The 1,712-nt window shown below is 57.2% G+C and carries 1 rRNA gene; it reads right to left on the bottom strand.

The features are described 5' to 3' along the window. A 23S ribosomal RNA gene (locus ACSNOK_RS32890) occupies positions 1-1,712 on the bottom strand; the annotation flags it as partial.

Raw genomic sequence — 1,712 nt, 5'->3', positions numbered from 1 at the left:
CCTCATCTCGAAGCAGGCTTCCCGCTTAGATGCTTTCAGCGGTTATCCCTCCCGAACGTAGCCAACCAGCCATGCCCTTGGCAGGACAACTGGCACACCAGAGGTTCGTCCGTCCCGGTCCTCTCGTACTAGGGACAGCCCTTCTCAAGACTCCTACGCGCACAGCGGATAGGGACCGAACTGTCTCACGACGTTCTAAACCCAGCTCGCGTACCGCTTTAATGGGCGAACAGCCCAACCCTTGGGACCGACTCCAGCCCCAGGATGCGACGAGCCGACATCGAGGTGCCAAACCATCCCGTCGATATGGACTCTTGGGGAAGATCAGCCTGTTATCCCCGGGGTACCTTTTATCCGTTGAGCGACGGCGCTTCCACAAGCCACCGCCGGATCACTAGTCCCGACTTTCGTCCCTGCTCGACCCGTCGGTCTCACAGTCAAGCTCCCTTGTGCACTTACACTCAACACCTGATTGCCAACCAGGCTGAGGGAACCTTTGGGCGCCTCCGTTACCCTTTAGGAGGCAACCGCCCCAGTTAAACTACCCACCAGACACTGTCCCTGATCCGGATCACGGACCCAGGTTAGACATCCAGCACGACCAGAGTGGTATTTCAACGACGACTCCACACACACTGGCGTGCATGCTTCACAGTCTCCCACCTATCCTACACAAGCCGAACCGAACACCAATATCAAGCTATAGTAAAGGTCCCGGGGTCTTTCCGTCCTGCTGCGCGAAACGAGCATCTTTACTCGTAGTGCAATTTCACCGGGCCTATGGTTGAGACAGTCGAGAAGTCGTTACGCCATTCGTGCAGGTCGGAACTTACCCGACAAGGAATTTCGCTACCTTAGGATGGTTATAGTTACCACCGCCGTTTACTGGCGCTTAAGTTCTCAGCTTCGCCCCACCGAAATGGAGCTAACCGGTCCCCTTAACGTTCCAGCACCGGGCAGGCGTCAGTCCGTATACATCGCCTTACGGCTTCGCACGGACCTGTGTTTTTAGTAAACAGTCGCTTCTCGCTGGTCTCTGCGGCCACACCCAGCTCAGGAAGCAAGTTCCATCACCGGACATGGCCCCCCTTCTCCCGAAGTTACGGGGGCATTTTGCCGAGTTCCTTAACCATAGTTCACCCGAACGCCTCGGTATTCTCTACCTGACCACCTGAGTCGGTTTAGGGTACGGGCCGCCATGAAACTCGCTAGAGGCTTTTCTCGACAGCATAGGATCATCCACTTCACCACAATCGGCTCGGCATCAGGTCTCAGCCTTAACGTGTGACGGATTTGCCTACCACACGGCCTACACCCTTACCCCGGGACAACCACCGCCCGGGCTGGACTACCTTCCTGCGTCACCCCATCGCTTACCTACTACCACCTTGGGCCGGCGGCTCCACCACTCCCCTTCGTCCGAAGACTCCAGGGCGGCTTCACGGCCTTAGCATCAGAGGATTCGATATTGGGCGTTTCAAAGCGGGTACCGGAATATCAACCGGTTGTCCATCGACTACGCCTGTCGGCCTCGCCTTAGGTCCCGACTTACCCTGGGCAGATCAGCTTGACCCAGGAACCCTTAGTCAATCGGCGCACACGTTTCCCACGTGTGTATCGCTACTCATGCCTGCATTCTCACTCGTGAACCGTCCACAACTCGCTTCCGCGGCTGCTTCACCCGGCACACGACGCTCCCCTACCCATCACAG

The sequence above is a fragment of the Streptomyces sp. URMC 126 genome, assembly GCF_051386555.1.
Classification (GTDB): domain Bacteria; phylum Actinomycetota; class Actinomycetes; order Streptomycetales; family Streptomycetaceae; genus Streptomyces.
Note: the sequence above shows the minus strand (reverse complement) of the source record. Positions and strands in the feature narration are given on the sequence as shown.